Annotated in this window: 18 protein-coding genes; 15 read left to right on the top strand and 3 right to left on the bottom strand. The window is 48.3% G+C overall.

The annotated features are described in order from the left end of the window. Window positions 1-102: 102 nt before the first annotated feature. The 6 genes from NSU14_RS28025 (at window position 103) to NSU14_RS28000 (ending at window position 8,521) form a co-directional block, all read left to right on the top strand. Window positions 103-1,656: a response regulator transcription factor gene (locus NSU14_RS28025; RefSeq protein ID WP_336103138.1), complete on the top strand. Its 1,554-nt coding sequence runs from the start codon at window positions 103-105 to the stop codon at window positions 1,654-1,656. Window positions 1,657-1,674: 18 nt separating this feature from the next. Further along, complete coding sequence (locus tag NSU14_RS28020) at window positions 1,675-3,417, top strand: sensor histidine kinase (RefSeq protein WP_336103134.1); 1,743 nt, start codon at window positions 1,675-1,677, stop codon at window positions 3,415-3,417. Between the two features lie 115 nt (window positions 3,418-3,532). Continuing rightward, on the top strand, window positions 3,533-5,215 hold the full coding sequence (locus NSU14_RS28015; RefSeq protein ID WP_042133548.1) for an ABC transporter substrate-binding protein: 1,683 nt from the start codon (window positions 3,533-3,535) through the stop codon (window positions 5,213-5,215). A gap of 206 nt (window positions 5,216-5,421) precedes the next feature. Continuing rightward, window positions 5,422-6,294: an ABC transporter permease gene (locus NSU14_RS28010; protein WP_336103137.1), complete on the top strand. Its 873-nt coding sequence runs from the start codon at window positions 5,422-5,424 to the stop codon at window positions 6,292-6,294. A gap of 17 nt (window positions 6,295-6,311) precedes the next feature. After that, entirely contained in the window at window positions 6,312-7,226 is a 915-nt protein-coding gene (locus tag NSU14_RS28005) for a carbohydrate ABC transporter permease (RefSeq protein WP_336103133.1), read from the top strand. Window positions 7,227-7,351: 125 nt separating this feature from the next. After that, on the top strand, window positions 7,352-8,521 hold the full coding sequence (locus NSU14_RS28000) for a DUF4317 domain-containing protein (protein ID WP_340947978.1): 1,170 nt from the start codon (window positions 7,352-7,354) through the stop codon (window positions 8,519-8,521). Between the two features lie 138 nt (window positions 8,522-8,659). On the opposite strand, the gene NSU14_RS27995 is transcribed toward NSU14_RS28000, so the two are convergent. Then, on the bottom strand, window positions 8,660-9,244 hold the full coding sequence (locus tag NSU14_RS27995; RefSeq protein ID WP_042133555.1) for a DUF4304 domain-containing protein: 585 nt from the start codon (window positions 9,242-9,244) through the stop codon (window positions 8,660-8,662). Between the two features lie 367 nt (window positions 9,245-9,611). On the opposite strand from NSU14_RS27995, the gene NSU14_RS27990 reads away from it, so the two are divergent. The 7 genes from NSU14_RS27990 (at window position 9,612) to NSU14_RS27960 (ending at window position 20,392) form a co-directional block, all read left to right on the top strand. Beyond that, a complete protein-coding gene (locus NSU14_RS27990) occupies window positions 9,612-14,999 on the top strand; it encodes an S-layer homology domain-containing protein (RefSeq protein ID WP_340947977.1) in 5,388 nt (1,795 codons plus the stop codon). Window positions 15,000-15,247: 248 nt separating this feature from the next. Continuing rightward, entirely contained in the window at window positions 15,248-15,769 is a 522-nt protein-coding gene (locus tag NSU14_RS27985; RefSeq protein ID WP_340947976.1) for a MarR family transcriptional regulator, read from the top strand. Next, window positions 15,750-16,529, top strand: a complete 780-nt coding sequence (sufC, locus tag NSU14_RS27980) for a Fe-S cluster assembly ATPase SufC (RefSeq protein ID WP_340947975.1) — start codon at window positions 15,750-15,752, stop codon at window positions 16,527-16,529. The genes NSU14_RS27985 and sufC overlap by 20 nt, the downstream gene beginning before the upstream one ends. A 47-nt stretch (window positions 16,530-16,576) precedes the next feature. Then, window positions 16,577-17,860: a Fe-S cluster assembly protein SufD gene (gene sufD, locus NSU14_RS27975; protein WP_340949008.1), complete on the top strand. Its 1,284-nt coding sequence runs from the start codon at window positions 16,577-16,579 to the stop codon at window positions 17,858-17,860. 83 nt (window positions 17,861-17,943) lie between these two features. Further along, the gene (gene sufB, locus NSU14_RS27970) at window positions 17,944-19,341 is read left to right on the top strand and encodes a Fe-S cluster assembly protein SufB (protein ID WP_340947973.1); all 1,398 of its coding nucleotides are present in this window, start codon (window positions 17,944-17,946) and stop codon (window positions 19,339-19,341) included. 286 nt (window positions 19,342-19,627) lie between these two features. Continuing rightward, window positions 19,628-19,867: a NifU family protein gene (locus NSU14_RS27965; RefSeq protein ID WP_038596501.1), complete on the top strand. Its 240-nt coding sequence runs from the start codon at window positions 19,628-19,630 to the stop codon at window positions 19,865-19,867. A 48-nt stretch (window positions 19,868-19,915) separates the two neighbouring features. Next, window positions 19,916-20,392 carry a universal stress protein gene (locus tag NSU14_RS27960; protein ID WP_340947971.1) on the top strand — a complete coding sequence of 159 codons (477 nt, stop codon included), beginning with the start codon at window positions 19,916-19,918 and terminating at the stop codon, window positions 20,390-20,392. Window positions 20,393-20,600: 208 nt separating this feature from the next. Here the strand turns inward: NSU14_RS27960 and NSU14_RS27955 are convergent, their stop codons facing one another. Further along, window positions 20,601-21,119 (bottom strand): IS3 family transposase, encoded by a 519-nt coding sequence (locus NSU14_RS27955; protein ID WP_179093627.1) that lies wholly within the window; start codon window positions 21,117-21,119, stop codon window positions 20,601-20,603. Window positions 21,120-21,121: 2 nt separating this feature from the next. Further along, window positions 21,122-22,063, bottom strand: coding sequence for a helix-turn-helix domain-containing protein (locus NSU14_RS27950; RefSeq protein WP_039292517.1), 942 nt, complete (start codon window positions 22,061-22,063; stop codon window positions 21,122-21,124). A gap of 176 nt (window positions 22,064-22,239) precedes the next feature. Here NSU14_RS27950 and NSU14_RS27945 point away from each other — a divergent pair, with 176 nt between their 5' ends. Next, entirely contained in the window at window positions 22,240-23,259 is a 1,020-nt protein-coding gene (locus NSU14_RS27945; protein WP_076247897.1) for a glycoside hydrolase family 88/105 protein, read from the top strand. 12 nt (window positions 23,260-23,271) lie between these two features. Beyond that, window positions 23,272-25,434, top strand: coding sequence for a 1,3-beta-galactosyl-N-acetylhexosamine phosphorylase (gnpA, locus tag NSU14_RS27940; RefSeq protein ID WP_340947969.1), 2,163 nt, complete (start codon window positions 23,272-23,274; stop codon window positions 25,432-25,434). Window positions 25,435-25,646 lie beyond the last annotated feature (212 nt).

The following is a 25,646-nucleotide window of genomic DNA, read 5'->3' as shown; positions in this document are numbered from 1 at the left end:
ACGAGCCGAGGCTTTTTTGATTTATAAGCTGGAATTTATATGCATTTCATGATAAATGAATACACAGCAGATGAACTCGAAGGAGGAAGGGTATTGTATAAGGTGCTGATTGTGGATGACGAAATTTTTGTGCGAAAAGGCTTGATTACGATCATGAATGAATGCTCGCTGGAATTTGAAATCTGCGGTGAAGCAGAGAACGGGGAGCAAGCGCTCGCTCTTATTGAAGAACTAACCCCGGAGCTGGTCATTGTGGATATACGCATGCCTGTACTTGATGGTCTGGAGCTGATCCGGAAGGTCAAAACAGAACAGGAGCATCAGCCGCTGTTCATTATCTTAAGCGGATATCCTGATTTCTCGTATGCCCAGCAAGCCTTAAGCTACAATGTCTCAGAGTATATTCTCAAGCCGGTTGATGAGCAGGAGCTTACCGCTGCCTTGAAAAAGATAGCCTCTACCCTGAATCAGCAGCAGCTTTTATCCATAACACGGGAGAAGCCGCTTGTCGAAACTGTCATCGAGAGCTTACTGCAGACGGAACCCGATGACCAGGTTATGGGGCGGATAGCTTTTGTGCTGGAGCTTCCGCTCGTCTCTTCCTATACGTATGTCATCGCAGAAATGCAGGACAAGCTTCCTCATGGCGAAAGGGATTATATGCCCGCATTGAAGGCATCGCTGCAGCGTTATTTTCATCACGAGCTACAGACCTTGCTCATTCATGTACGTGCGAACAATCAATATGGGATTATTGTGCCTGAGCTCTGGATGTACGAGCGGAATGTGCCTGACCGGAGTAACTATATCAACCTGCTGGACACGCTGGAGAGAGAGCTTGGAACGACCGTTGCTTTGTTTATAGGCCATAAGGCAGGTCAGCTGAAGCAGATCGTTGGTTCCGCCGCCAGTGCCGAGAAATGCCTGAATTACCGTTTTGCCGCTGGCTTACAGGGAATCTTTATGGCAGATGAGCTGCTGGAGCAGCCCTTATATTATTTTGATATTGATGAAGGACTGCACAGCAAGCTCATTTATGAGGTCGAAGCCAATACCAAACAAGGCTATAGCTCCGTTGTTGATACTATTTTCAACGTATTTCAGGAACGTTATTTCGCTCCAGGGGCGGTTACGAACACGATCAGGCGGAGTATGATTGCCATCATTAATATTATCCGGCAGCTCGAAGGGGACGAGAATAACCTCTATTGGACGGACGAACTCCTCAACTGGCAGGTGAAATACCGCAATCTGAATCAGCTGAAGCAGGTTTTCCTGCATTTTGTCGGGGAGGCTGCTGAATATATCACCGGGAAACGCGGAGGCAAGAGCGAAGGGAATATTGAAAAAATCAAAAAATATATTGATGGGCATTACAGGGAAAATATCTATTTGAAAGGGATTGCTGCCGATTTCGATATGAATCCGATCTACCTCGGACAGCTGTTCCGCAAAACTTACGGTACGTATTTCAACGAATATCTGCTGTCGCTGCGTATCGAAGAGGCCAAGCGGCTGCTGCGGCAAACGAAGAAACGCATGTACGAAATCGCTGAGCAGGTCGGCTTCCAGAACGCTGATTACTTTGCCACCCAGTTTGAAAAGCTGGAGAATATGACGCCAACCGATTATCGCAACAGCATGATCGGGCAGTAAATAAGGAGGCTCACTTCTGTGTTGAACATTCGCCTGCATCATATGAAGCTAAGAAGCAAGCTGATTGTAATCTACATTGTATGCGTATTCATCCCGATCATATTGACCAATGTGATGTTCTACCAGGTAACCACCGTGAATATCAAGAATCAGAAGACAGCGGACGCAGAACAGGCAATGACCCTTTTACAAGCTGAACTTAGGACTGTTATTGAGGATGCGGCAGGCATATCCTACCTCTATTCTATAGACAGGCAGCTCCTTCAGCATTTAAACACCACCTATCTGTCTAATGACCATTATGTGGAGTCGCTGAATGCCATATCGAATCTGTTCAATCGTACCGACACGGAGAATAAAATAATCAGCTCCTCTGTCATTATGACGGACAATCCGACCGTTCTGTCCTCGGGACATATCATACAACTTGAGGATGAAATGCGGAATCAGGACTGGTATAAACAGATCAGTCAATTCAGCAATACACATCCCCATCTCTACGTTACGCCTGACAGTATCAGTATCATCCAAAGACTCACAGACCGCCGGCTTGAGACCTATGAGCATGTATTCAAAATTGATCTGAATATGAACTATATTAGACAAATCCTGGATTTGTCCAGCTTTAGTGGCGACTTCTATATTCTGGACCCCTCCGGTCAAGCGCGCTTCGGACGTCTCTCCAGCGGACAGCCGAGCGGGCTGATCACACAAGGACAGACCCTAACCCTGGGTGAGATCCCCAGGCCGGATAAGGCAATCGTAATCGGCAAGACCTATCAGAACAATCGTTATTTGGGCGGATGGTCGGTATACGGGGTTCTGGATGAAGAGATCATTTTGTCAGATGTCAGACAATCGGGACAATTTATCCTGTGGTTTGCGGGGATTAACTTCATTGTGCCGACCATCGTCATCCTGATCATATCCCGCTCGATCCATGCACGCATTAAAAGCATTCTGAAGCACATGAAGTCGGTAAAGGACAAAAATTTCGAGTTGATTCCTTATCACCGGGAACGGGATGAGGTCGGTGAGCTTGCCGTGGAGTTCAACCGGATGAGCAAACGGATCGAGAACCTGATCAATGATGTGTATGTAGCGGAAATACAGAAGAAAGAGCTGGAGCTGCGTCAGCGTCAGGCTCAGCTGCATGCGCTTCACAGCCAGATTAATCCTCACTTTTTGTTCAATGCGCTGGAGACGATCCGGATGCGGAGCCTGATGAAGGGCGAGACCCAGACCGCCCGGACGATTCAGAATATGGCGAAGATCTTCCGCAAATCGATTCTGTGGAAGAGCAGCTTCGTGACGATCCGTGAAGAGCTTGAGTTAATCGAGAGCTTCCTGGAGATTCAGAAATACCGCTTTGACAGCAAGCTTGACTACCACATCGAGGTGGATCAATCGTTGCTGGACATCGAAATACCGAAGATGGCTTTTCTTCCGTTTGTGGAGAACGCAAGCATTCATGGCATCGAAAATATAGCAGGCATCGGGTATATCAATATTCAGATCGCGCAGGAGAACGGACAAATCGTCTTCGTCATTATGGATAATGGCAAGGGGATGGATCAGGAGAAGATCAGGGAGCTTCATCATTACTTTGAGGCGGAGTCTGCCATGGGCGATTCGATCGGCATGAAAAATGTCATTACACGGCTGAGAATATACTACGGCGAATCCTTCTCCTTCACCATTACCAGCGAGTCTGGAGCGGGAACACGCATCATGCTCAGGCTGCCGCTCAATAATAAATAAAGCTTGTTTCTTAATTATTCAAAGACCGATCTAAGGTTTGCCCTGTAACAATGTTAAGCGCTTTCTTTTATAATGAGGGTGTTCTCAAGCACAAAGAAAAGAAAGGGGATATGAAATGCGTACAAAGAAATGGTTGCAAACCGGCCTGGCTGTTGTCATGGCTTCGGCACTCCTCATTGTCGGCTGCTCGAATGGCAATTCAGGGGGAAAGAACAGTGAGTCCGGCGGAAAGAACAGCGAGGTCAGCACCGAGCCGGTTACCTTCACTTACTTCGGGTTCGGGTCACAACCAGATATCATGGGCAGTGAAACCACCATCGGCAAGAAGCTTCAGGAGCAGACGGGTGTGGACTGGAAAATAGAAAACGTGGTTGGGGATGCAAGCACCAAGTCCGGTGTTATGATTGCCGGCGGCGATTATCCTGATGTAATCTCTCCGGTCGGCGAGCTGGCCAAGTTCCTGGATGCCGGTGCACTGATTCCGCTTAATGACCTGATTGAAAAGTACGGCCCCAACATCAAGCGCGTCTACGGCGACTACATGAACAAAATTACGAATGAGGATGGCAACATCTACATCCTTCCCTACACTGCAAATGTAAACGGATACTTATCCCCGCCGGACCCAAGCGGCACCTTCTGGATGCAAAGACGCGTCCTCAAGGAATTTGGTTACCCGCAAGTGAAAACGCTTGACCAGTACTTTGATCTGATTGAGAAATACCAGGCCAAGTATCCTAAGGTTGATGGTAAAGATACCATCGGCTTCGTAACCTTCGCCGGTACAGCCGGTGAATTCTACACCATTACGAATCAGCCGATGCATCTGGCCGGTTACCCGAATGAGGGCGGTGTCATGGTCGACATGGAGACCCATGAAGCCAAGCTGTATCAGGGAACTGACAATGAGAAGCGCTGGCTGGCCAAATTGAACGAAATGAACGGCAAAGGCCTGGTTGACCCGGAGACGTTCACCGCGAACAAAGACCAGTATCTGGCCAAGCTGACCTCCGGCCGTGTACTGGGATATGTCAACTATTCCTTTCAGATTAATGATGCCATTACCAACCTGAGAACTGCCGGTAATGACGATCTGCGTTATGTAGCCCTTCCTATCGTATATGAAGAAGGAATTAAAGATGCTTACGTTGATCCTCCATCCTTCGTTAACAACCGCGGACTGGGTATCTCGGTCAGCGCAAAAGATCCGGTACGCATCATTAAATATTGGGATAACCTGCTGACCGACGAGAATCAGAAGCTCGTGCAGTGGGGTGAAGAAGGCGTTACTTACTCCAAGAATGCCGAAGGCCGTATGGTAATGACCGAAGAACAGCTTAAGAACCGCAACGACAATGATTTCAAGCACAAGTACGGCTTTGCTTATTTCGACTACGAATGGCCGCGTTATGGTGATAACTCTGTGTATGAGGACGGCAACGCCCATGTTCCGTTCAACCAGCCGGAAGTTGCAGCCATCAACTATACAGAAGGCGACAAAGCCTTGCTGAAGGCCTATAACCTGAAGACCTTCTCCGACCTCTACGCCAAACCAGTGGAACGTCCATGGTACCCTGCTTGGAGTATTGAGAAAGAACCGGGCTCCCCTGAGCAGCTCTTCAGCCAGAGATCCGGCGATTTGCAGCAGAAATATTATCCTCGTATGGTGCTTGCCGCACCAGGAGGCTTCGAAGCGGTCTGGAATGAATACCTTGCAGAATACAATAAATTGGACATTAAAGGCTACGAGGAATTTATGACGAACAAGGTGAAGGACCGCATCGACGGCAAATGGTAAGCTGACCGCTTCTCCATAAGCATGATGAACCGGAAAAAGTGAAGCCAGCCTTCACTTTTTCCTTCTATCCTTGTTACGAAAGAGAGAATATGGAGCTAGGAAAGGGGACGGTACAGGTGGGGAAAACCGCTGTGCAGTTGGCAAAATCGAATAATACCGGCACTTCGCGCTTCACAACCTTTTTTAAAGAGCTATCTAAACAGAAAATGCTTATGCTGATGTCTTTGCCCTTTCTAGTCTGGGTGTTTGTATTTAAATACCTCCCGCTATGGGGATGGACCATTGCTTTTCAGAAATTCAAACCGGCAAAAGATTTCTTCGACCAGAAGTGGGTCGGCTGGGATAATTTCAAATTTTTGTTCAAGGAGCAACAGTTTTATCGGGTGCTGCGCAATACCCTCGTTATGAGTTCCATTAACCTGGTACTGGGTTTTGTAACGGCTATTGTACTGGCTCTTCTGCTGAATGAGCTGCGTAATATCTTCTTCAAGCGCACGGTGCAGACGATCAGTTACTTGCCTTACTTCATCTCTTGGGTTGTTGCGTCCAATATCGTGCAAACGGCACTGGCACCGGAAGGGATCATCAATGTGCTCCTGCTCAAGATGCAGCTCATTGATCATCCGGTTCTGTGGCTTGGCGTCGGCAAATACTTCTGGGGAATTCTCGGAGCAACAGAGGTCTGGAAGAATGTCGGCTGGAACACTATCATTTATCTGGCGGCCATCACCTCTATCGACCCGTCACAATATGAAGCGGCCGAGATTGACGGGGCCTCCCGTCTGCAAAGAATGTTCTACATTACGCTTCCAGGCATCAAACCGGTTATTGTGCTGATACTTATTATGAATCTGGGCCATATTCTGGAGTCCGGGTTCGAGGCACAGTACCTGCTGGGCAACGGTATGAATTTGGACTTCTCGGAGAATCTGGATATCTTCGTACTGAAATACGGGATGCAGATGAACAACTTCGGGCTTGCCACCGCAGCAGGTATATTCAAGACGCTGGTCAGCTTTATCTTCTTAATCTCAGCCAATAATATCGCCAAACGTATGGGCGAAAGCAGATTGTACTAGAAAGGAGGGCACATGTTATGGCTCAATCCAAATCATTCCGCAATTCTTCATTAAGTGACCGGATCTTTGATGTATGCAATATTATCTTCATGATTCTATTGGTTATTGTCACCCTCTATCCGTTCTTGAATATGTTCGCTTTATCGTTTAATGATGCGAATGATTCCGTCCGGGGGGATATTTACATTTGGCCGCGGGAATGGACGCTGCGAAACTTTGACTATGTGTTTAGCGGATCCAATATCTTCTATGCAACGTTTATCTCTGCGGCACGGACCATTGTGGGGACTGTGGTCTCCGTATTCTGTACAGCGATGCTGGCCTATACGGTAAGCCGCCCGGAATATAAGCTGAAGAAGTTTGTGTCCGTCACTTTTATTTTCACCATGTACTTCAGTGGCGGTCTGATTCCGGGCTACCTGCTGATCAAAGAGCTGGACATGCTTAACACCTTCTGGGTTTATATCATCCCGGGCATCATCGGCGTTTTCAATATGATTGTCATCCGCTCCTTCATCGAAGCATTGCCTGAAGGGCTAATGGAATCGGCCAAAATTGACGGCGCCGGAGACTTCATTACGTTCGCGCGCATTGTACTCCCGTTGACCGTTCCGGCCCTTGCTACAGTCTCATTGTTTGTGGCAGTCTATCAGTGGAATTCCTGGTTCGATGTATTCCTGTATAACTCTTCCAAGCCAGGTCTGAGTACCCTGCAGTATGAACTGATGAAAATGCTGTCCACCACAAACACCTCCTCTGCAAGCTCGGCAGCCGATGCCTTTGCTAACGCACAAGGCAACAAGGGTGCCGTGACACCGACTTCTATACGTGCAACGATGACTATTGTCGCCAGTGTGCCTATTATTATCGTGTATCCCTTCCTGCAAAAGTACTTTGTCAAAGGTATGGTTGTCGGTGGCGTGAAGGGTTAAAATGAGGTCTTATGCCTGGCGAAAATTAGTATAAAATAAACGATATAAAAACCCTTCTGGCGAAGGGTTTTTATATCGTTTATACTGATTAAACCAATTTATTTCATAGGAGCTGTGCCCAGAACATGATAAAGAAAGAAGCTGCACATATACGTAAGCAATTTAAGATGGACCACGATCAGCTGCATCTGTTCGATATTCTGAACGTGTATATTATGAAGGAAACCAATGAAATCTATCATTGTGAACGCCAGCCGTTCGCCATGCTGGACCGGGAGAAGCAGGAGCTGTATATGGCGAATTTCCGGAAACTGCTGACCGGCGAGCTGGATCATAAACTGTTCGAGCTGAAGTTCCTTGAAGAAGCGGAGGAGCCGTCGCAGGTCATGCTTCACCAGGGGCTGGTGACGGGCGATCCGGAAGAATGGCAGGACCTGATGCTGATGCTGGTGGATAAAATGCTGGTGGACGTCAAGTATGAGAAGGATGCGGTAATTACGTTTGTCCGCGGACAATACTTTCGGCCGACCAAGGCCCGGAATGACGAAGCCGAAGAGACAGGTAAGGATGAGATGTTCTCACATCCGTTCATCCTATGCAGTGTGAACTCCACGGAGCAGCAGCGCAAAACCCTCCTGTTCGATTATGTGGAGCGGGAATTCAAATACAATGTGATGGTTGATCCGATCATCAAGCTTAGCACGCCGGAGCAAGGGTTCTTCTACCCGAGTGTAACGGACAACTATTCGGATATTAATCGTATCCTGTATTGTACAGGGAGCTCGAATAATCCTAACCCTCATTTCATCGAACAGGTGCTGAATGCGGAGCGGTCCGTGACAGCCATGGAAGAGAGATCCATCTTCGAGGATATCGTAAAGGAAATAACGGGCGAACAACTCGATGTGGCGACCATTGCGCAGGTATACGAAAGTATTCATCAGGTCATCGAGGACCATGAGGATGAGGAAGAACCGCCGAAGCTCGATTACCGGGATGTAGAGCGTGTGCTGAAGGCAAGCGGCGTAGGGGAAGTGACGATGGAGAAGGTAGAGCGCGCGTTCGAAACCATCGTCGACGATAAGAATTATGAGATGAAAGCAAGCAGCGTGATCCCGAAATTCACATCCAAATCGATCAAGATCGATACAAAGGTAGCTTCTATTACGGTCAGCCCGCAGGATCTGAAGTATGTGAGACAGGTAAATTATCAGGGGAAACGCTGTATCCTGATTGAGATTGATGAGGATGCTGTAATTGAAGGGTTTACACTGATGTCGGAGAATCTATCCTGACCTGTACAGATAGATGTATATTGCAAGGGCTATCCCGACGTCTCCTTACGAGAGCGGGAAGCCCTTTTATTTGTGTAGGGTTGGTGCGAGTGCGCACGGGCCGAATGTATGCGAAAAACCGAACCCAATGTGCTAACGCTAAAGCTTCAGCCCGTATTTCGCCCAAACCGCTGCATACTTCTTCTCCAAGATCGCCCAGCGCTTCTCGGCGCCGTATTTCGCTTGGAGCTGCTTCAGGTATTGCTCCGCAGTCTCTGTATCCCCTGTATCCAGCAGGAACCCGAAGGTCTCCTCACTTAAATGCAGTGCTGTCCGCTGCATATAGTATTCAATAATGGCCCTGGCATCGGTTAAGGTGTACAAGAATTGAAGACCCTGATCCAAATGGAGCAGCAGGTCTGCCGTGAACTTGTCCACATCTACCTCCGGCGTCAGGAAGTAGCGTTCCGGGGCGGCGGGGACGATGTTCCTGATCCGGACATAGAAGTGAGGCAAGCCCAGAGACGAAGCAGGCCTATATTGCGCAAGCTCTTCGGAATGAAGACTGTAATTCACATAGAAGCTGAGTTGCTTGTGTGTATTGTACTTGTATTTCTGGATATTGATTTTATAGCTGAGTTGGCCTTCTGTTTTGTAGAAATTCAGATCTTTTGTACGATAGCCCTGTGCGGAGAAAAAAGGTTTCACGTCTTGCTTGATGATCGTCTTAAACAACTCTTGCAAAGGAATCCCTCCCCATCCATAGTTAATTATGATGAACCTCTGATTGATCACATGCCAGGCACCATTCTACTATAGCAATAAATACTTGCAGATGCCAAAAAGAGGAACCAAAAGTAAATGCGGAATCCGATGATAGGGTTACCCCGGAATAGATATAGACATAGGGCCTGGGCATGGATGCTTGGGTCTTTTTGTTATTAAGCAATAATAAAAGTCATGTGAATCAGGCTAATTACTACGATTGTTTGTCGAAAATTAAACTTATTCATGCGAAATGTCGATAAAGTAGACTAAGAGTTTTTGTTGTGCGCTCATACGGAAACGTTATCAATTTATAAAAGATACTCATTCGACAAGGAGGAACGAAATGTTGAAAAAGATAGGCAAGGTAGGCAAAATAGGACTGGCTCTGGTGCTGGTCATTGGGCTGCTGCCCCTGATGTCACTCCGCGCATACGCGGCGATGCCTTCATTCACGGAAACAAAGGACTTTGTTATCGAGCCTCCGGCAACATACAATGCGGGCAAAAATATTTCCACTGCCCAAGGTCTTCAGGACGGAAGTACGGCAGTGTTGCTGAATTCATTTGTCTATGAAGGTAATGTTTTTGTTTCATCTAATTTTTTGAGGGTTTTTGATAGTGCAGGAACGCTGATCACGGATGTGGATCTGAGCAGTTTAATGGACACTTATTACAAAATGACTTATGTGAGTATGCTTGCGCTAAATAACGGTAATCTATTAATTACTTACAATAAAAGCGACTCTAATGACCATAATCTGCAATTGGGGACAGTGAAGGAGAGCACTCCTAACACCTATTTCATGGTACTTAACAAAGAGGGGCACAAAGTAACCGCCCAGACTCAGATTAATACATTTAGTGATGGAAGTCTTCCGCCGCAGCTTACACGTAATGTATCGATAGCAGAATTGTCCGATGGTAACATCGCCTTCTCCTGGCAAAGAAACGACAATAAGAGCACAGTTACCCGTGTGTTCACCGCTGCGGGTTCGCCTGTTACAAGTGAAACACTTCTGGTAGATGCTAATGCGAGCATGTCTTATGTATCCGCCGGAGATGGTGTATATATGGTTGCTTACAATTCGGGGCCCTCGAACGATAATATTTATCTGAAGCTATTCAGCAACAGCGGAACACTCTTAAGAACAATTGATGTAGGAGCAAGAACGAATGAGAGACAGCTGTATCTGTCTACGCTAAATAACGGGAATTTCATGCTCAGCCAATATTACTGGGTTAATGATAGCTCTACGGTCTCCTTATATGATAACGAGGGGAATAGCCAAGGCAGATTTACGATAAGCGGTTCCCTGGGGGAAGCTTCGGCTGCAATCTATAAGAACGGTGCACTGCCGGGTTTTGTAACAGTAAGCACTGATCCCACCTCTAATGAAGCCATCAACGATGCATACAACTACGGTACAGAGTGGTCAGGAACTCAGTATGCTTACCTGAACTACTATGATTATGAAGGCAACCTGGTCTTAACCTCAGATCAGCCTGTAGATTCCGCTCCGGTGGTATTTCAGGGATATGATGAAGACAGCTGGATGTTCGCTGTAGAATATTATCCGAAATTCGCTTTGTATCCCGCCTTCGGCGATAAGGTTGTTCTCATCAAAACAGATAATACGGATGCGAGTCACTATAGAATAAAGGGGAAGCTGTTTGATACAGAGACTTCAACTCCGGTTGTGCTGCTGTCAGCGGTAGCTGACGGCGTAGCCGGAACAACAACATCGACGAAAATTGATCTGACCTTCGATACTGCGATTGCCGGGCTGACGGCAGGCGATATTACAATTACAGATGGCGCTGGTTCTGCTGTAAAAGGAGCTTTGAGCGGGTCAGGGACAGAATGGAGCATCGGTCTTACTTCGGTGATAACTGAAGGTGACGTATCGGTAGCGGTAAATTCGCCAAGCGGGTACAAGATCAGCGGTTCGCCGATGACGGTAGCTGTATCGCTGTTCACGGCATTGCCGGAAGCAACCCCGGCAGCAGAAATTGACTATGCGGCTGAGCAGCTGACGGGACTGGCGACAAGCGGGTCGTACACGATAAACGGTACACTGGCAGTAACGGCGACCGCAGATGGTAAACTGGCTATAGATAGCAGCTGGCTGGGCACGTCACTGAGCATTGTGAAGAAAGGCAACGGTTCGACGACTATAGATAGCGTGGCGCAGACGGTGAGCATCCCTGTTCGTCCGGCGGCACCTACTGGTTTGGCGGCGACGGATGAGACAGCAATAGGTGCTGAAAATGGCACATTGACTGGCATAACCCCGGCGATGGAGTACAAAAGAGATATCGCGGGGACGTGGCTTGGTATAACGGGCGTAACCGTGACAGGACTTGCACCGGACACGTATTACGTACGGACGAAGGCGACATCGACAGCATTTGTGTCGGAAGCACAAAGCGTGACAGTGAATGTTTTTGTGCCAACATCGGAATCGACCCCGGCAGCAGAAATTGACTATGCGGCTGAGCAGCTGACGGGACTGGCGGCAAGCGGTTCGTATACGATAAACGGTACGCTGGCAGTAACGGCGACTGCAGATGGTAAACTGGCTATAGATAGCAGCTGGCTGGGCACGTCACTGAGCATTGTGAAGAAAGGCAACGGTTCGACGACTATAGATAGTGCGGCGCAGACGTTGAGTATTCCTAGTCGTCCGGCAGCACCTACTGGTGTGGCGGCGACGGATGAGACAGCAATAGGTGCTGAAAATGGCACATTGACTGGCATAACCACGGCGATGGAGTACAAAAGAGATATCGCGGGGACGTGGCTTGGTATAACGGGCGTAACCGTGACAGGACTTGCACCGGACACGTATTACGTACGGACGAAGGCGACATCGACAGCATTTGTGTCGGAAGCACAAAGCGTGACAGTGAATGTTTTTGTGCCAACATCGGAGGCGACCCCGGCCGGAGAGATTGACTATGCGGCAGAGCAGCTGACGGGACTGGCGACAAGCGGTTCGTATACGATAAACGGTACGCTGGCAGTAACGGCGACAGCAGATGGTAAGCTGGCTATAGATAGCAGCTGGCTGGGCACGTCACTAAGCATTGTGAAGAAAGGCAACGGTTCGACGACTATAGATAGCGTGGCGCAGACGGTGAGCATCCCTGTTCGTCCGGCGGCACCTACTGGTGTGGCGGCGACGGATGAGACAGCAATAGATGCCGAAGATGGCTCATTGACTGGCGTAACCACAGCGATGGAGTACAAAAAGGGGACAGCAGGTGAGTGGACCGATGTAGCGGGCACAACTGTAACAGCGCTTGTGCCGGACACGTATTACGTCCGGACGAAAGCTACAGCATCGGCATTCACTTCGGCTTCTGTGCAACTGACAGTATTGTCGTTCACGGCAACGCCGGAAGCGACTCCGGCAGCGGACATTGACTATGCGGCTGAGCAGCTGACAGGTCTGACACCGGACGCGTCATACACAGTGAACGGTACACCAGTAACAGCGGCAGCGGATGGTAAGCTGGCTATAGATAGCAGCTGGCTGGGAACGTCACTGAACATTGTGAAGAAGGGTAACGGTTCGACGACTATAGACAGTGCGTCGCAGACTGTGAGTCTTCCAGCCCGTCCGGCAGCTCCGGTTGGTGTCACTGTTACAGATGTGACGTACAACGGGGCGAATGACGGTACCCTGCAGAATCTGACAGTACAAATGGAGTACAAGATTGGCAGTACAGGTCTTTGGTCAGAAGTTACAGACACAATCATTACTGGCCTTGCACCGGACACGTATTATGTACGGGAGAAGGCCACGTCAACAGCATTCGCTTCTAATATTGCTCAGGTTACCGTTCATGATTCGGATGCAGTCATCCCGGCTGCACCTGAAGTGGCAGCGGATGACCAGAACAATACGATTGTTGGTCTGGACACCAGCATGGAATTCTCAGTGGACGATGGAACTTTCGTACGCTACGACGGAACCAACCTGCCGGACTTGAGCGGTGAACACACCGTTAAGGTGAGGGTTGCGGCCAGCGGATCGGTTCCGGCAGGGCCGGCAACTACACTGGCCTTTACAACTAATGAGCTTATCCCTGCGGGGGGCTTGTCGGTGAGCGCCAGCGATCCAAGTGGTGCAGGGAATAACGGATATACGCAGATCAGTGTTACACCGGAGCCAACTGCAGGACATAAGCTGCTGTACAAGAATTTTGGCACTGGCAGCGTTGTTGCACCTAATGCGGGGGAAACCCTGACGGGATACACCCTTGTAGGAATCGATGGTCTAATTCCTGCAGCTAACGGCGATAGGATTGGAATAGCAGAAGTGGATGCTGACGGCAAGGTAGTGAAGTACGGCAGCGCAACAGCGGTTGTTGTGGCGGCTAATACCGTAACACCAGATCCCGATCCCGTCAGTCCGGGAACCGGAAGCAATCCGGGCAGCGGAACCAGTACCGGTAACGCGGCAAGCAATGTTACCGATGTGATCGTCCTTGTTAACGGCAAGGAAGAGAACGCGGGCAAAGCCACAACAACGACCTCCGGAAACTTGAAGATAACTACTATCGCTGTTGATCCGGCGAAGCTTCAAGCGAAGCTGGATGCGGAAGGGAATGGCGCTGTAGTTACAATTCCGATGATGCTGGATTCCAATATCATCATCGCGGAGTTGAACGGCCAGATGATCAAGAACATGGAGAATGTATCGGCTACCCTGGTGCTTCAGACAACCAAAGGGACTTATACTTTGCCGGCCTCCGAGATCAACATCGGTGCGTTGGCCGAGAGACTCGGAACCGGGATTAAGCTGGAGGACATTACGCTGAGGATTACGATTGGCGAAACCCTGGCATCCATGAACCAGGTAGTGACAGCTGCTGCAGGCAGAGGGGGCTTTACCCTTGTTGCACCGCCAATAGATTTCACCGTTACCTCAACTTACGGTACATTGACAGTGGAAGTGAGCCGGTTCAATGCTTACGTGGAGCGGACAGTAGCTCTTCCGGATGGTATTGACCCTAACCGGATTACGACGGGCATCGTCGTAGACCCGGATGGTACAGTGCGCCATGTGCCGACCAGACTCGTCCGGAAAGACGGCAGATATTACGCAGATATCAAGAGCTTGACGAACAGCTCGTATGCGGTGGTCTGGCATCCGCTGACTTTTGCAGATGTGGACAATCACTGGGCGAAGAACGCAGTGAACGATATGGGATCGCGTCTGGTCATTAACGGTGTGAACGAAACGACCTTCAACCCGAATGCAGACATCACCCGTGCAGAGTTCGCAGCGATTATCGTACGCGGTCTGGGATTGAAGCCTGGGGAAGGAACATCGGCGTTTGCAGATGTTGCAGCGGATAGCTGGTATGCAGCAGCGGTGGAAACAGCATCCGAATACGGGCTGATCACCGGCTTCGAGGACGGAGCCTTCCGTCCGGATGCCCGAATCACACGTGAGCAGGCCATGAACATTATCGCCAAAGCGATGAAGCTGACAGGCCTGGCAGACCAGACTGGTACAGTGGATACAGCAAGTGTACTTGCAGCCTTTACAGATGCAGGCAGCATAGCTGCCTGGGCCGGGGATAGCCTGGCGCTTGCTGCTAAGGCTGGCTTAATCACCGGCCGTGGAGACAGCAAGCTGGAGGCAAAGGCTAATGTTACCCGCGCGGAAGTGGCAGTACTGATTCAGCGGCTGCTGCAGAAGTCGGATTTGATTGATTAATTAAGTTAATTATAGGAGAAGCGAATTCAGACACTGTGCTGAATTCGCTTCTTTATTGTATAGAAAATTATACAATTTCCAGAAATGTCGATCCGGGCATTCGTTTGGCTTCCTAATGCTAATTGATATTGATTATCAATATCAATTATGTTAATATAATTTTGTTCACTAGAGAACAAAAATAAAAAAGTCTATTGCTGACACTGAACTTGGTCTGCAACTACTACAAGAGAGGGGAGATAGCGAAATTGGAGTTTCAAAATAATTTTAAAGGTCATCTTTACGAGCAATATATTAGAATGCTGCATCTGAATGAGTTGTATACAGAACAAGAATTTAATTCGTTTCGGGAACAGGCCAGAAAGTACCAGATTGACATGCTCTCCAACAATATTACTAGTGTACACGTTATTGATTGCATTGGTGATTATGAACCGATAAATCATACCGGGATTGTGGAAAAGATGGGGTTGTCCAAAGCTGGCATTAATAAAATTTGTTCAAAGCTGCTGGAAATGGGCTTCATTATGAGAAGTCAGCTGAACAACAATCGTAAGGAGATTTACTTTAGTTTAACGGATAAGGGAAGACACGTTTATGATTTGCATAAAGAGCTGCACAAAGAAAAAGAAGAAAGGTTTTACCAATTCATTGAATCCTATTCAGAGGCTGAACTGCAGACTATTGGAAAATTTATGGGCGATTTGGTGGCGCGTGCCGAAGAATATTCCGAAGGGAAGTTTACGATAAATGACGACATTAAGGATTGAGGAATTAAGATCCAAGATTGAAGGGAAGGAAATTTTAAAAGGACTCTCACTGGAGATTAATGGTGGAGAGATTCATGCGATTATGGGGCCTAACGGGACGGGGAAAAGTACGTTGGCTTCAGCTTTAATGGGCCATCCCAAATATGAGGTTACTGGCGGCAAGGTGACACTAGACAATGAAGATCTTCTGGAGATGGAGGTGGATGAGCGTGCCCGTGCAGGCTTGTTCCTCGCTATGCAATACCCAAGTGAAATTGCCGGCGTGACCAACTCGGACTTTCTCAGAAGTGCCATGAATGCACGGCGTGAAGACGGAGATGAGATATCCTTAATCCGTTTCATCCGTGAAATGGAGAGCAAAATGAAGGGGCTGGAGATGAACCTGGAATTTGTACATCGTTATTTGAATGAGGGCTTCTCCGGCGGTGAAAAAAAGCGGAATGAGATTTTGCAAATGATGCTGCTTGAACCCAAGTTTGTGATCCTGGATGAAGTGGACTCCGGGCTTGATATTGATGCACTGCGTATTGTAGCCAATGGTGTAAATGAGATGCGCAGCGCGGATAGAGGCTTTTTAATCATCACCCACTATCAACGGCTGTTGAATTATATTACCCCGGATTTTGTGCATGTCATGATGCAAGGCCGGATAGTTAAATCTGGCGGTCCGGAGCTTGCCCACCGTTTGGAGGCAGAAGGGTACGATTGGGTGAAGGAGGAGCTTGGGATTACGGATGAGACGGTAGGCGGGGAAGTTTAAGCGCCGGAGAGGAGGAACAGCAAGTGGGTATACAAGCAAGAAATTCAATGAACGTGGACGATGTACGCACGTTGTCAAGCGCTAAGAATGAACCTCATTGGCTGCTTGAACGCCGGATTCAGGCACTTGAGCTGGCAGGGACGCTGGAGCTGCCAAGCGTGGAGAAAATCAAGCTTGAAAAATGGGATATCTATGAAAGTGGAGATTACAAGGCTGAGAATGCATGGTCAGGTTTGGAAGATGCGCCGGAGATTGTTCGAGGTTTGGTTGCTTCTCCAGTGACAGGCGGACTAATCGTTCAGTTCAATTCGGATGTAGTGTATACGAAATTGTCCGAGAGCTTAGCCGCCCAGGGAGTGATTTTAACGGACCTGCATACTGCGGCAAAAGAGTATGAGGAGTTGGTTCAACGTTATCTCTTTCAGGCAGTGAAGCCGGAAGAGCACAAATTGTCCGCTGTGCACAGTGCCTTATGGAGTGGTGGCGTTTTTCTATATGTCCCAGACGGTATAGAGATTGAAGTTCCCATTCAAGCGATCTTTTATAGCGATACGAGCGGGGTACGTTTTGCTCCTCACATCTTGATTGTGACTGGTAACAACAGCAAGATCAGCTATGTGGATCATTATATATCGGGCAGAGATGATATCAGGGTTTTGCATAACGGTGTGGTAGAGGTGTTTGCAGGGGCAGGCTCCAAGGTGCAGGTCGCTTCTGTTCATCAGCTTGCTGCAGCAACAACGGATTTCACCCAGCGGCTTGCGGTTGTGCTTGCGGATGGCGGTGTAGAATGGATTGTCGGCGAGATGAATAATGGCTATACCGCCAGTGATACCAAGACATTACTCCAAGGCAACGGGTCCATCTCTGACGCTAAGGTGATTGCGATAGGCTCTGGGGACCAGAAATTGAGTTTTACTACGCAAGCCCAGCATTTTGGCAGAAGCTCGGTGAGCCAAATGATCACACGCGCAGTAATGCGTGAAGAGGCTACAGCCATTATCAACGGGATTACAAAAATCGAAAAAGGTGCAACCCATTGTGACGGTCAGCAAACAGAACGTGTACTGATGTTAAGTCCAAATGCGCGCGGCGATGCCAATCCGATCCTGCTTATAGATGAGGATGATGTAACCGCCGGTCATGCTGCATCCGTGGGGCAAGTAAACGCGGAACAAATCTATTATCTGATGTCGCGCGGCATCTCACGGAGTGAAGCCGAATATCTTGTTATTTTCGGATTCCTTGCTCCTGTCATTTCGGAGATCCCGCTGGAGGGAGTGCGTAGCCGCCTGCAGGATGTAGTGGAGAAAAAGCTTGGCAGATCATAGGGAATTAGAGCCAATCAAAGCCAATCAGAGCCAATCAGAGCCAATCAAAGTGATTCTTATGAAGGTTAAAAGGAGCGACACTAATGGCTAAAAAAGCGCCGGATATGGGTGAATATAAATACGGGTTTCGCGATGAGCACCAGTCTATTTTTCAATCTGGAAAAGGTCTGACTGAAGAGATTGTCCGGGAAATTTCCCGAATTAAGGAAGAGCCGGAGTGGATGCTCGATTTTCGGCTGAAAGCCTTGAAGCAATTCTACAAAATGCCGATGCCTGAGTGGGGAGCGGATTTGTCCGGGCTAAATCTTGATAACATCCAATATTACGTTCGGCCATCCGAAAAACAGGGAAAGACCTGGGAGGAGGTTCCCTCCGAGATTAAAGCAACCTTTGACAAGCTGGGGATTCCTGAAGCGGAGCAAAAGTTTCTGGCAGGCGTATCCGCTCAATACGAGTCGGAAGTAGTCTATCACAGTATGCGGAAGGAACTGGAGGATCAAGGTGTTGTTTTCCTTGATACGGATACTGCTTTAAAGCAATATCCTGAAGTGTTCAAGCAATATTTCGGAACGAACATCCCTCCCGCCGACAATAAATTTGCTGCGCTTAACAGCGCGGTTTGGTCAGGTGGCAGCTTTGTATACATCCCGAGAGGTGTTCAGTGTGAGGTGCCGATCCAAGGGTACTTCCGGATTAATTCTGAAAATATGGGACAATTCGAGCGGACATTAATTATTGCCGAAGAGGGCAGCTTTGTCCACTATGTGGAAGGATGCACAGCGCCTATTTATAGTACCAGTTCTCTGCACAGCGGAGTTATTGAAATTATTTGCCGGAAAGATTCCCGTGTCCGTTACACGACAATCCAGAATTGGGCTCCTAATATCTACAACTTGGTAACCCAAAGGGCAGTGGCAGAGGAAAATGCCACAATGGAATGGGTGGACGGCAACATTGGCTCCAGGGTAACCATGAAGTATCCGGCTGTAATATTGAAAGGAAGGGGAGCTAGGGGGTCCATCCTGTCTATTGCCGTAGCCGGTAAAGATCAGCATCAAGATGCCGGCGCGAAGGTAATTCACCTTGCTCCCGAGACAACATCTACGATTATATCCAAATCCATCAGCAAGCAGGGCGGCAAAGTAAACTACCGGGGATTGTCCAGCTTCAGCCGCGATTCTGCAGGCTCCAAGTCTAATATTAAGTGTGATACGTTGATTTTGGACAATCTGTCATCATCAGATACGATTCCGTACAATGAAATTAAAAATGATCAGATTACTTTGGAGCACGAGGCAACAGTATCCAAAGTGTCCGAGGAGCAATTGTTTTACTTAATGAGCCGCGGACTTACAGAACAAGAGGCCACACAAATGATTGTAATGGGCTTCATTGAGCCGTTTACCAAAGAATTGCCGATGGAATATGCCGTTGAAATGAATCGGTTGATTCAATTTGAGATGGAAGGAAGCATCGGTTGATTCATAAAGGAAGTACGAGGTGTTGGTAATGAAGAAAAAGAATTCGGACAATTCAGAACTAGCTCAACTTACCCGGGAGATACGGAAACTTCAGTTCTACTACAATATGTTGTCAGGATTGAGCGCAAGCTGTGGTGCGTTGATACCTTTAGACTCTGTTTATACGCTTATAAGGGAACTTTCGGATCAAGAGGCCATTCTTAGGCAAAAAGCAAAGGATCACTCAGACTATCTAGGTTGAAAAAGAGAATTGACTGTTGGTAAAACAATGATAGGAGCTGGAATTATGGAGGAGAATGGAATTTTATTCGATGAAGTATCGGAAGTGCTTCTCAAACTACGTCCTTTCTTACTGCGTGACGGCGGAGATGCTGAACTCGTCGAGGTGGAGAACGGTATAGCCAAATTAAGATTTTTGGGAGCTTGCAACGGTTGCCCAAGTGCTACGATTACGTTAAAGGCTGCTATTGAGCGCGCAATTCTAGAGGAAATCGATGATATTAAAGAAGTTGTACAAGTATTCTAAATTCCTTTTAACAGAAGAGGCTGTTATACAAAAATCCGCATAGAAAAAATGCCGAATCAATTAAGACATACGAAGGAAAGGATTGATTTAATAATGTTCGAGAAAATTTTCGTGGCCATCGATAAATCTGAAATAACTAACAAAATCCTTGAAGCAACCGTTGAAATTGCACAAAACAAAAATACTCAGGTAACTTTGGTGAATGTCAGCCATGCATATGTAAACAGCGGAATGCCATATATACCAGAGAGCTACTTGGAAGAAATGTTAAATGAGATGGAAAAGATGAGTTTAGAACAGCTTCAACAAGCCCAATTCAAATTAGCGGCTGAAGGGATCTTTGCAGAAACGATTCATCTTAAGGGAGACCCTGCGCATGAAATATTAAATTATGCAAAAAACACCAAACAGCAACTAATTATTATTGGAAGTCGCGGGCTAAGCGGTATAAAAGAAATGATGTTAGGTAGTGTCAGTCACAAAGTTTCACAATTATCAAATTGCCCCGTCCTGATTGTTCACTAAATTTCATGCCGGATCTGCTCCCTTACGGGCGATCCGCAGGATGCGGTTGCCTTCTTCCTGAGTTAAGCCGCCCATTTTCCCAACTATGATCCCTGATGGGGAACTAGTTGGATTTTCTCCGCTTGCTCATGAACGGAGGCACCCTTGCCGGGCAACAGTTGGATAATAACGTCCAAATTAAGATACGTTTATCCAATTACTAATGTTATCAATCGATTGATGTAGCGGGGAAATATCTGATGCCGGGCTGATCAATGCGCATGTCCATCTGTTTGCAGATGGTAAGCCGTTCACGTTGTCCATCAGCGAAGGGCGACGCACGTAAACCAAGTTCCCGCATGTACTTTCCTACTGTCCGCTCGCTAATAATGTAGCCCTCTTCCCTTAAGAGGAGGGTGATCCTTGGACTGCCGTATTGGCCGTGGTTAGCCTCAAAGAGGTAAGCGACCCGCTTTAGCAGTAAGGCTTTGCGCTTCGCCTGAGGGCTGACTTCGGTGATTCTCCATTTGTAAAATCCGCTCCGCGATACTTCAAGAATGCTGCACATCTTCTCTACCGAAAATTCGGAGCTATGGTCTTCGATGAACTGAAATCTTTGTGCTTTAGATTGCGGAAGATATGCGCGGGTCTTTTTTAGGACGGCAAGCTCCTCTTCTTTTGCCAGCACCTGCTTGTTCAGTTCGTGAATCTTGTCTGCAAGGACAGACTTTTCACCCTTATTATTCATTCTCATACCCACCCCGTAAATTCCAGAATACTTGCCTTCGCCGACTGCGTCTCGGACTGTGCACTCTTACGCCATTCCTTGGGTGACGTGCCCATTAGCTTAGAGAAACAGCGGTTGAAGCTGGAGATGGAATGAAACCCCACCTTCTCAGAAATCTCAAGAATAGAATCCTCGGTGCTCTTCAGCTGCTTACAGGCCTCTTCGATCCGGGTACTGCTCAGGAAATCGAGAGGGGCGGTGCCCATCATTTCATGGAATTTGCGGCGGAAGTGTGTAGTGCTCAGGTGGCAGAGGTCGGCCAGGAAATCGATGGTCATCGGCAGCATATAGTTCCTGGTGATATACTCCAGCGCCGGGGAGATGACGAAGTCGCCCTTCAGATTATGCCCAGCTTCCTGATCGGTCAGCGCCTCATTCGTGGAATGGATCCGGAGCAGCTCGATATAGAGCGACAGCAATAAGCCGTAGGCGCTCTCCTGATAATAAGGCTTCTGCTGCTGCAATTCCTCCACGATCGATGTGGCCAGACTATACACCATGGGATGCTTATCCTTATTCAGGATACAGTTCTTCCCCAGCACCGCCCACAAATTGGGCTCGAAGTTGCTATAGGCGCTCTTGAAGGAATGCTGAAAGAGGTCCTCCGGCGAGAAAAAGAGATAAGACCACAGACTGGCCTCACCCGGAGAACTATACGTCGTATGCGGAAGGTACCGGGGGAGGAAGGTCACATCACCGGCTGTAAAAGGTACAGACTCGCCTTTGATCTCCATGATGCCGCTATCCGAATAGCAAATCCCAATCTCCAGGTGGTTATGGAAATGCAGGTGCTCGCTCTTGATATCGGAAATCTTCCAGCGTTCCCCGCTTAACAGCAGCACAGGGAAATGGATCGGCAGGCTGTAGTGGCGGTACTCGATGACGGGTTTCTTTTTTCTGGGCATATCCGGGGACTCCTCTATAATATTAAAATAGATAAATGGTCGAAAATGCGCAGTTTTGCTGTGAATATGCTTAGATATAGAATATTTTACTGCTTACAATGGAGTATGTAAAGCGCTTGCAATGAGACGGATAGTAAGCGCTATTGAGGCGCGTGATACAAGAGAGGGGTAATAAGATGATTCAAGTGGATTTCAACAGGGAAGAGATTCTAAGCATTATTGATAAGGTCACCAACAAAACACTGGCGATGGACTTAACATGGGACTGGCCTTGCGGCGTAGCTTATTATGGGGTATCCAGAGCTTATCAGACTACAGGGAACAAGGAGTACCTGGACAGGCTGGTTCAGTGGGCGGATGAATATATTGAGCTGGGGCTGCCGGACTGGACGGTCAACACTTGTGCCATGGGCCACATGCTGATCACCTTGTATGAAGCGACTGGAGAGCAGAAATATTGGGATATTGCGATGAGCAAGGTGGAATACATCCGGAAGAATGCACTGCGGTTCGGAGACAATGTGCTGCAGCATACGGTATCGATTTCTAATGATTTTCCGGAACAGGCTTGGGCGGATACGCTGTTTATGGCGGCATTCTTCCTGCTGCGTGTGGGCAGTAAGCTGAAGGATCAGGAGCTGATCCAGGATGCCCTTAACCAATACTACTGGCATATCAAATACCTGCAGGATCCTGGCACCGGCTTCTGGTTCCATGGCTATAACAATGTGAAGCAGGATCATATGTCCGGATTATACTGGGGCAGAGCGAATGCCTGGGGTGCGTATACGATGTCGCAGGTGAAGCCGCTTTTGAAGGACTGGTATTTGTATCCGCAGTGTATGGACGTGGAATGTTCGCTCCGTGATCAGCTGGCGGCGCTGAAGCTTGTCCAGACAGATAACGGCTTGTGGCGGACGGTGCTGGATGATGAGGAATCTTATGAAGAAGTATCGGCATCCTGCGGCATTGCGGCGGCGATGATCAACAACGGCAACCCGCTGCACACCAAATACGTGCAAAAAGCGTTAAAAGGCATTCTTGCAAACATCAGCGAAGACGGACGTGTCCTGGGCGTATCCGGCGGCACAGCCGTAATGAAGGACCGCGAAGGGTACCGCAATATTCCAAAAGACTGGATTCAAGGCTGGGGCCAAGGCTTAGCGCTTGCTTTCTTGTCCGATATGCTTAAATAGGAGGGAATCGAATTGTCCAAACCATCAACAGGCGCATTCACACTGCCGGGAGAATCCGGTTACGAAGCGCTAACGCTTGAACTCGCTGAACGCTGGGGTGCCGATGTCATCCGTGACAGTGACGGTACACAGTTATCTGATGAGATTATCAATGCCGGATACGGCATTTATTCTACAGTCTGTATCATCCGGGACCATAATGAATGGGCGTCGCAGAACCCGGATAAGCTGCAGCAGAGCTTCCTTATTACGAATCCGAAGGTGGCTGTGCAGGATTATTTATCGGTCTACCTGATGGAGGATTTCTTCGCTGAACAGTTCAGAGTGAATGATTCCCGTGAGGCGTTCAAGTACTGGCAGGTGTATGACCGGACGACCGGTGAGGAAGTACCGCGAGAGCAATGGAATTACGACCGGGAATCAGGCAATGTGGTGCTTACCGGAATCGTACCTTGGCATAAATACACCGTCAGCTTCATGGCCTACCGGATCTGGGAAGAGATCTCGATGTACAATCACACCACGAACAACTGGAACAAAGAGCATCTGATGCAGATTGATCCTATGTATCAGGACACGCAGAAGTACCTGCTGGACTGGATGGAAGACTGGTGTGTGAAGCATAAAGAAACAACGGTTGTCCGCTTTACTTCCCTGTTCTATAATTTCGCCTGGATCTGGGGCAGCAGTGAGCGTAACCGTCATCTGTTCTCAGACTGGGGTTCCTATGATTTCACGGTGAGTGCCCGAGGTCTGGATCTGTTCGCCCAGCAATACGGCTATTCGCTGACGGCAGAAGATTTCGTGAACGGCGGCAAATACCGCGTCAGTCATATCCCGGCGGAGCAGCGCAAGCTGGACTATATGGCTTTTATCAATGATTTCGTGATCGGATTCGGCAAGCAGTTAATTGATATTGTGCATAAGCATGACAAGCTGGCGTATGTCTTCTACGATGACAGCTGGGTTGGCGCAGAGCCTTACAATGACCGCTTCGGTGAATTTGGTTTCGACGGGATGATCAAATGTGTGTTCTCGGGATATGAGGCAAGGCTCTGTTCAGGGGTGAAAGTGGATACGCATGAGATCCGGCTGCATCCGTACTTATTCCCGGTGGGGTTAGGCGGCGCGCCTACCTTCATGGAAGGGGGAGATCCGACACTGGATGCCAAAAAATACTGGATCAACATCCGGCGTGCCCTCCTGCGTGAGCCGATTGACCGGATTGGCCTGGGCGGATATCTGCATCTGGTCGAGCCTTACCCGGATTTCTGTGATTACATCGAGAAGATTGCGAATGAATTCAGAGAGATTAAAGAGCTGCATCAGCAAGGCAAGCCTTATCATATCAAGACCAGGGTAGCCATTCTGCACAGCTGGGGCAAGCTGAGATCGTGGACCTTGTCCGGCCACTTCCATGAGACGTATATGCATGATCTGATTCACATTAATGAAGCTCTATCCGGTCTGCCGGTTGAGGTGCAGTTCATTGATTTCGAGGATATCCGCCAGGGCGTGCTGCAGCATGTGGATGTAGTGATTAATGCAGGCAGCGCCGGTACAGCCTGGAGCGGCGGGGACTACTGGAAAGACAGCAAGTCTGTAGATGTCCTGACCAAATGGGTGTATGAGGGCGGTACCTTTATCGGGATTAACCAGCCTTCAGCGGTTGAGGGATACGACAGCTACTTCAGAATGGCGCATGTTCTGGGTGTGGATGAGGACACGGGTGCGCGGGTAGCTCACGGCAAATGGGCGTATGAGGTTCAAGCTGAGCAAGGTCTGGTGCCTGATGGCGCCAGCATTACACCGAAGAACGGTGTCCATCTTACGGATGGTTCCGCTGCTGTGATGAGTGAGTTGGACGGTAAGATTACATTGTCTACGAATAACTTTGGTAAGGGTAAGGGAATCTACCTGCCTTCCTTCGAATTCGGCTGGGAGAATACCCGCCTGCTGCTGAACCTGATCCGCTATGCCGGTAAGGAGCTACAGGAAACGAAATATATTCCGGATAACCTCTATACCGAGTGCGCGTATTATCCGGAGAGCAAGATGCTTGTCGTGATCAATAACAGCGACCAGCTGCAAAAGACTACGATTGAGACGGAATATGGGCCGCAGACTGTGGAATTGGAACCGTTCGATACGATTATTCGGACTATTGGGGAATAGGAATGTGAAAAAGCTCAAGCCTGGGGTGTTATGCCGGGCTTGGGCTTTTTGTGTTGTGTGAGATGTTAAACGGGCCCAATGTATGCGAAAAACTTAATACAATGTGCCGGCGATAGGGTGAATGGGCCCAATGTATGCGGAAAATCGAATACAATGTGCCGGCGATAGGGGAGATTGGCCCAATGTATGCGAAAAATCGAATACAATGTGCC

Source organism: Paenibacillus sp. FSL R10-2771, assembly GCF_038000205.1.
In the GTDB taxonomy this organism is placed as follows: domain Bacteria; phylum Bacillota; class Bacilli; order Paenibacillales; family Paenibacillaceae; genus Paenibacillus_AQ; species Paenibacillus_AQ phytohabitans.
The sequence above is the reverse complement of the archived record's forward strand: the minus strand, read 5'-3'. Positions and strand labels throughout refer to the sequence as shown.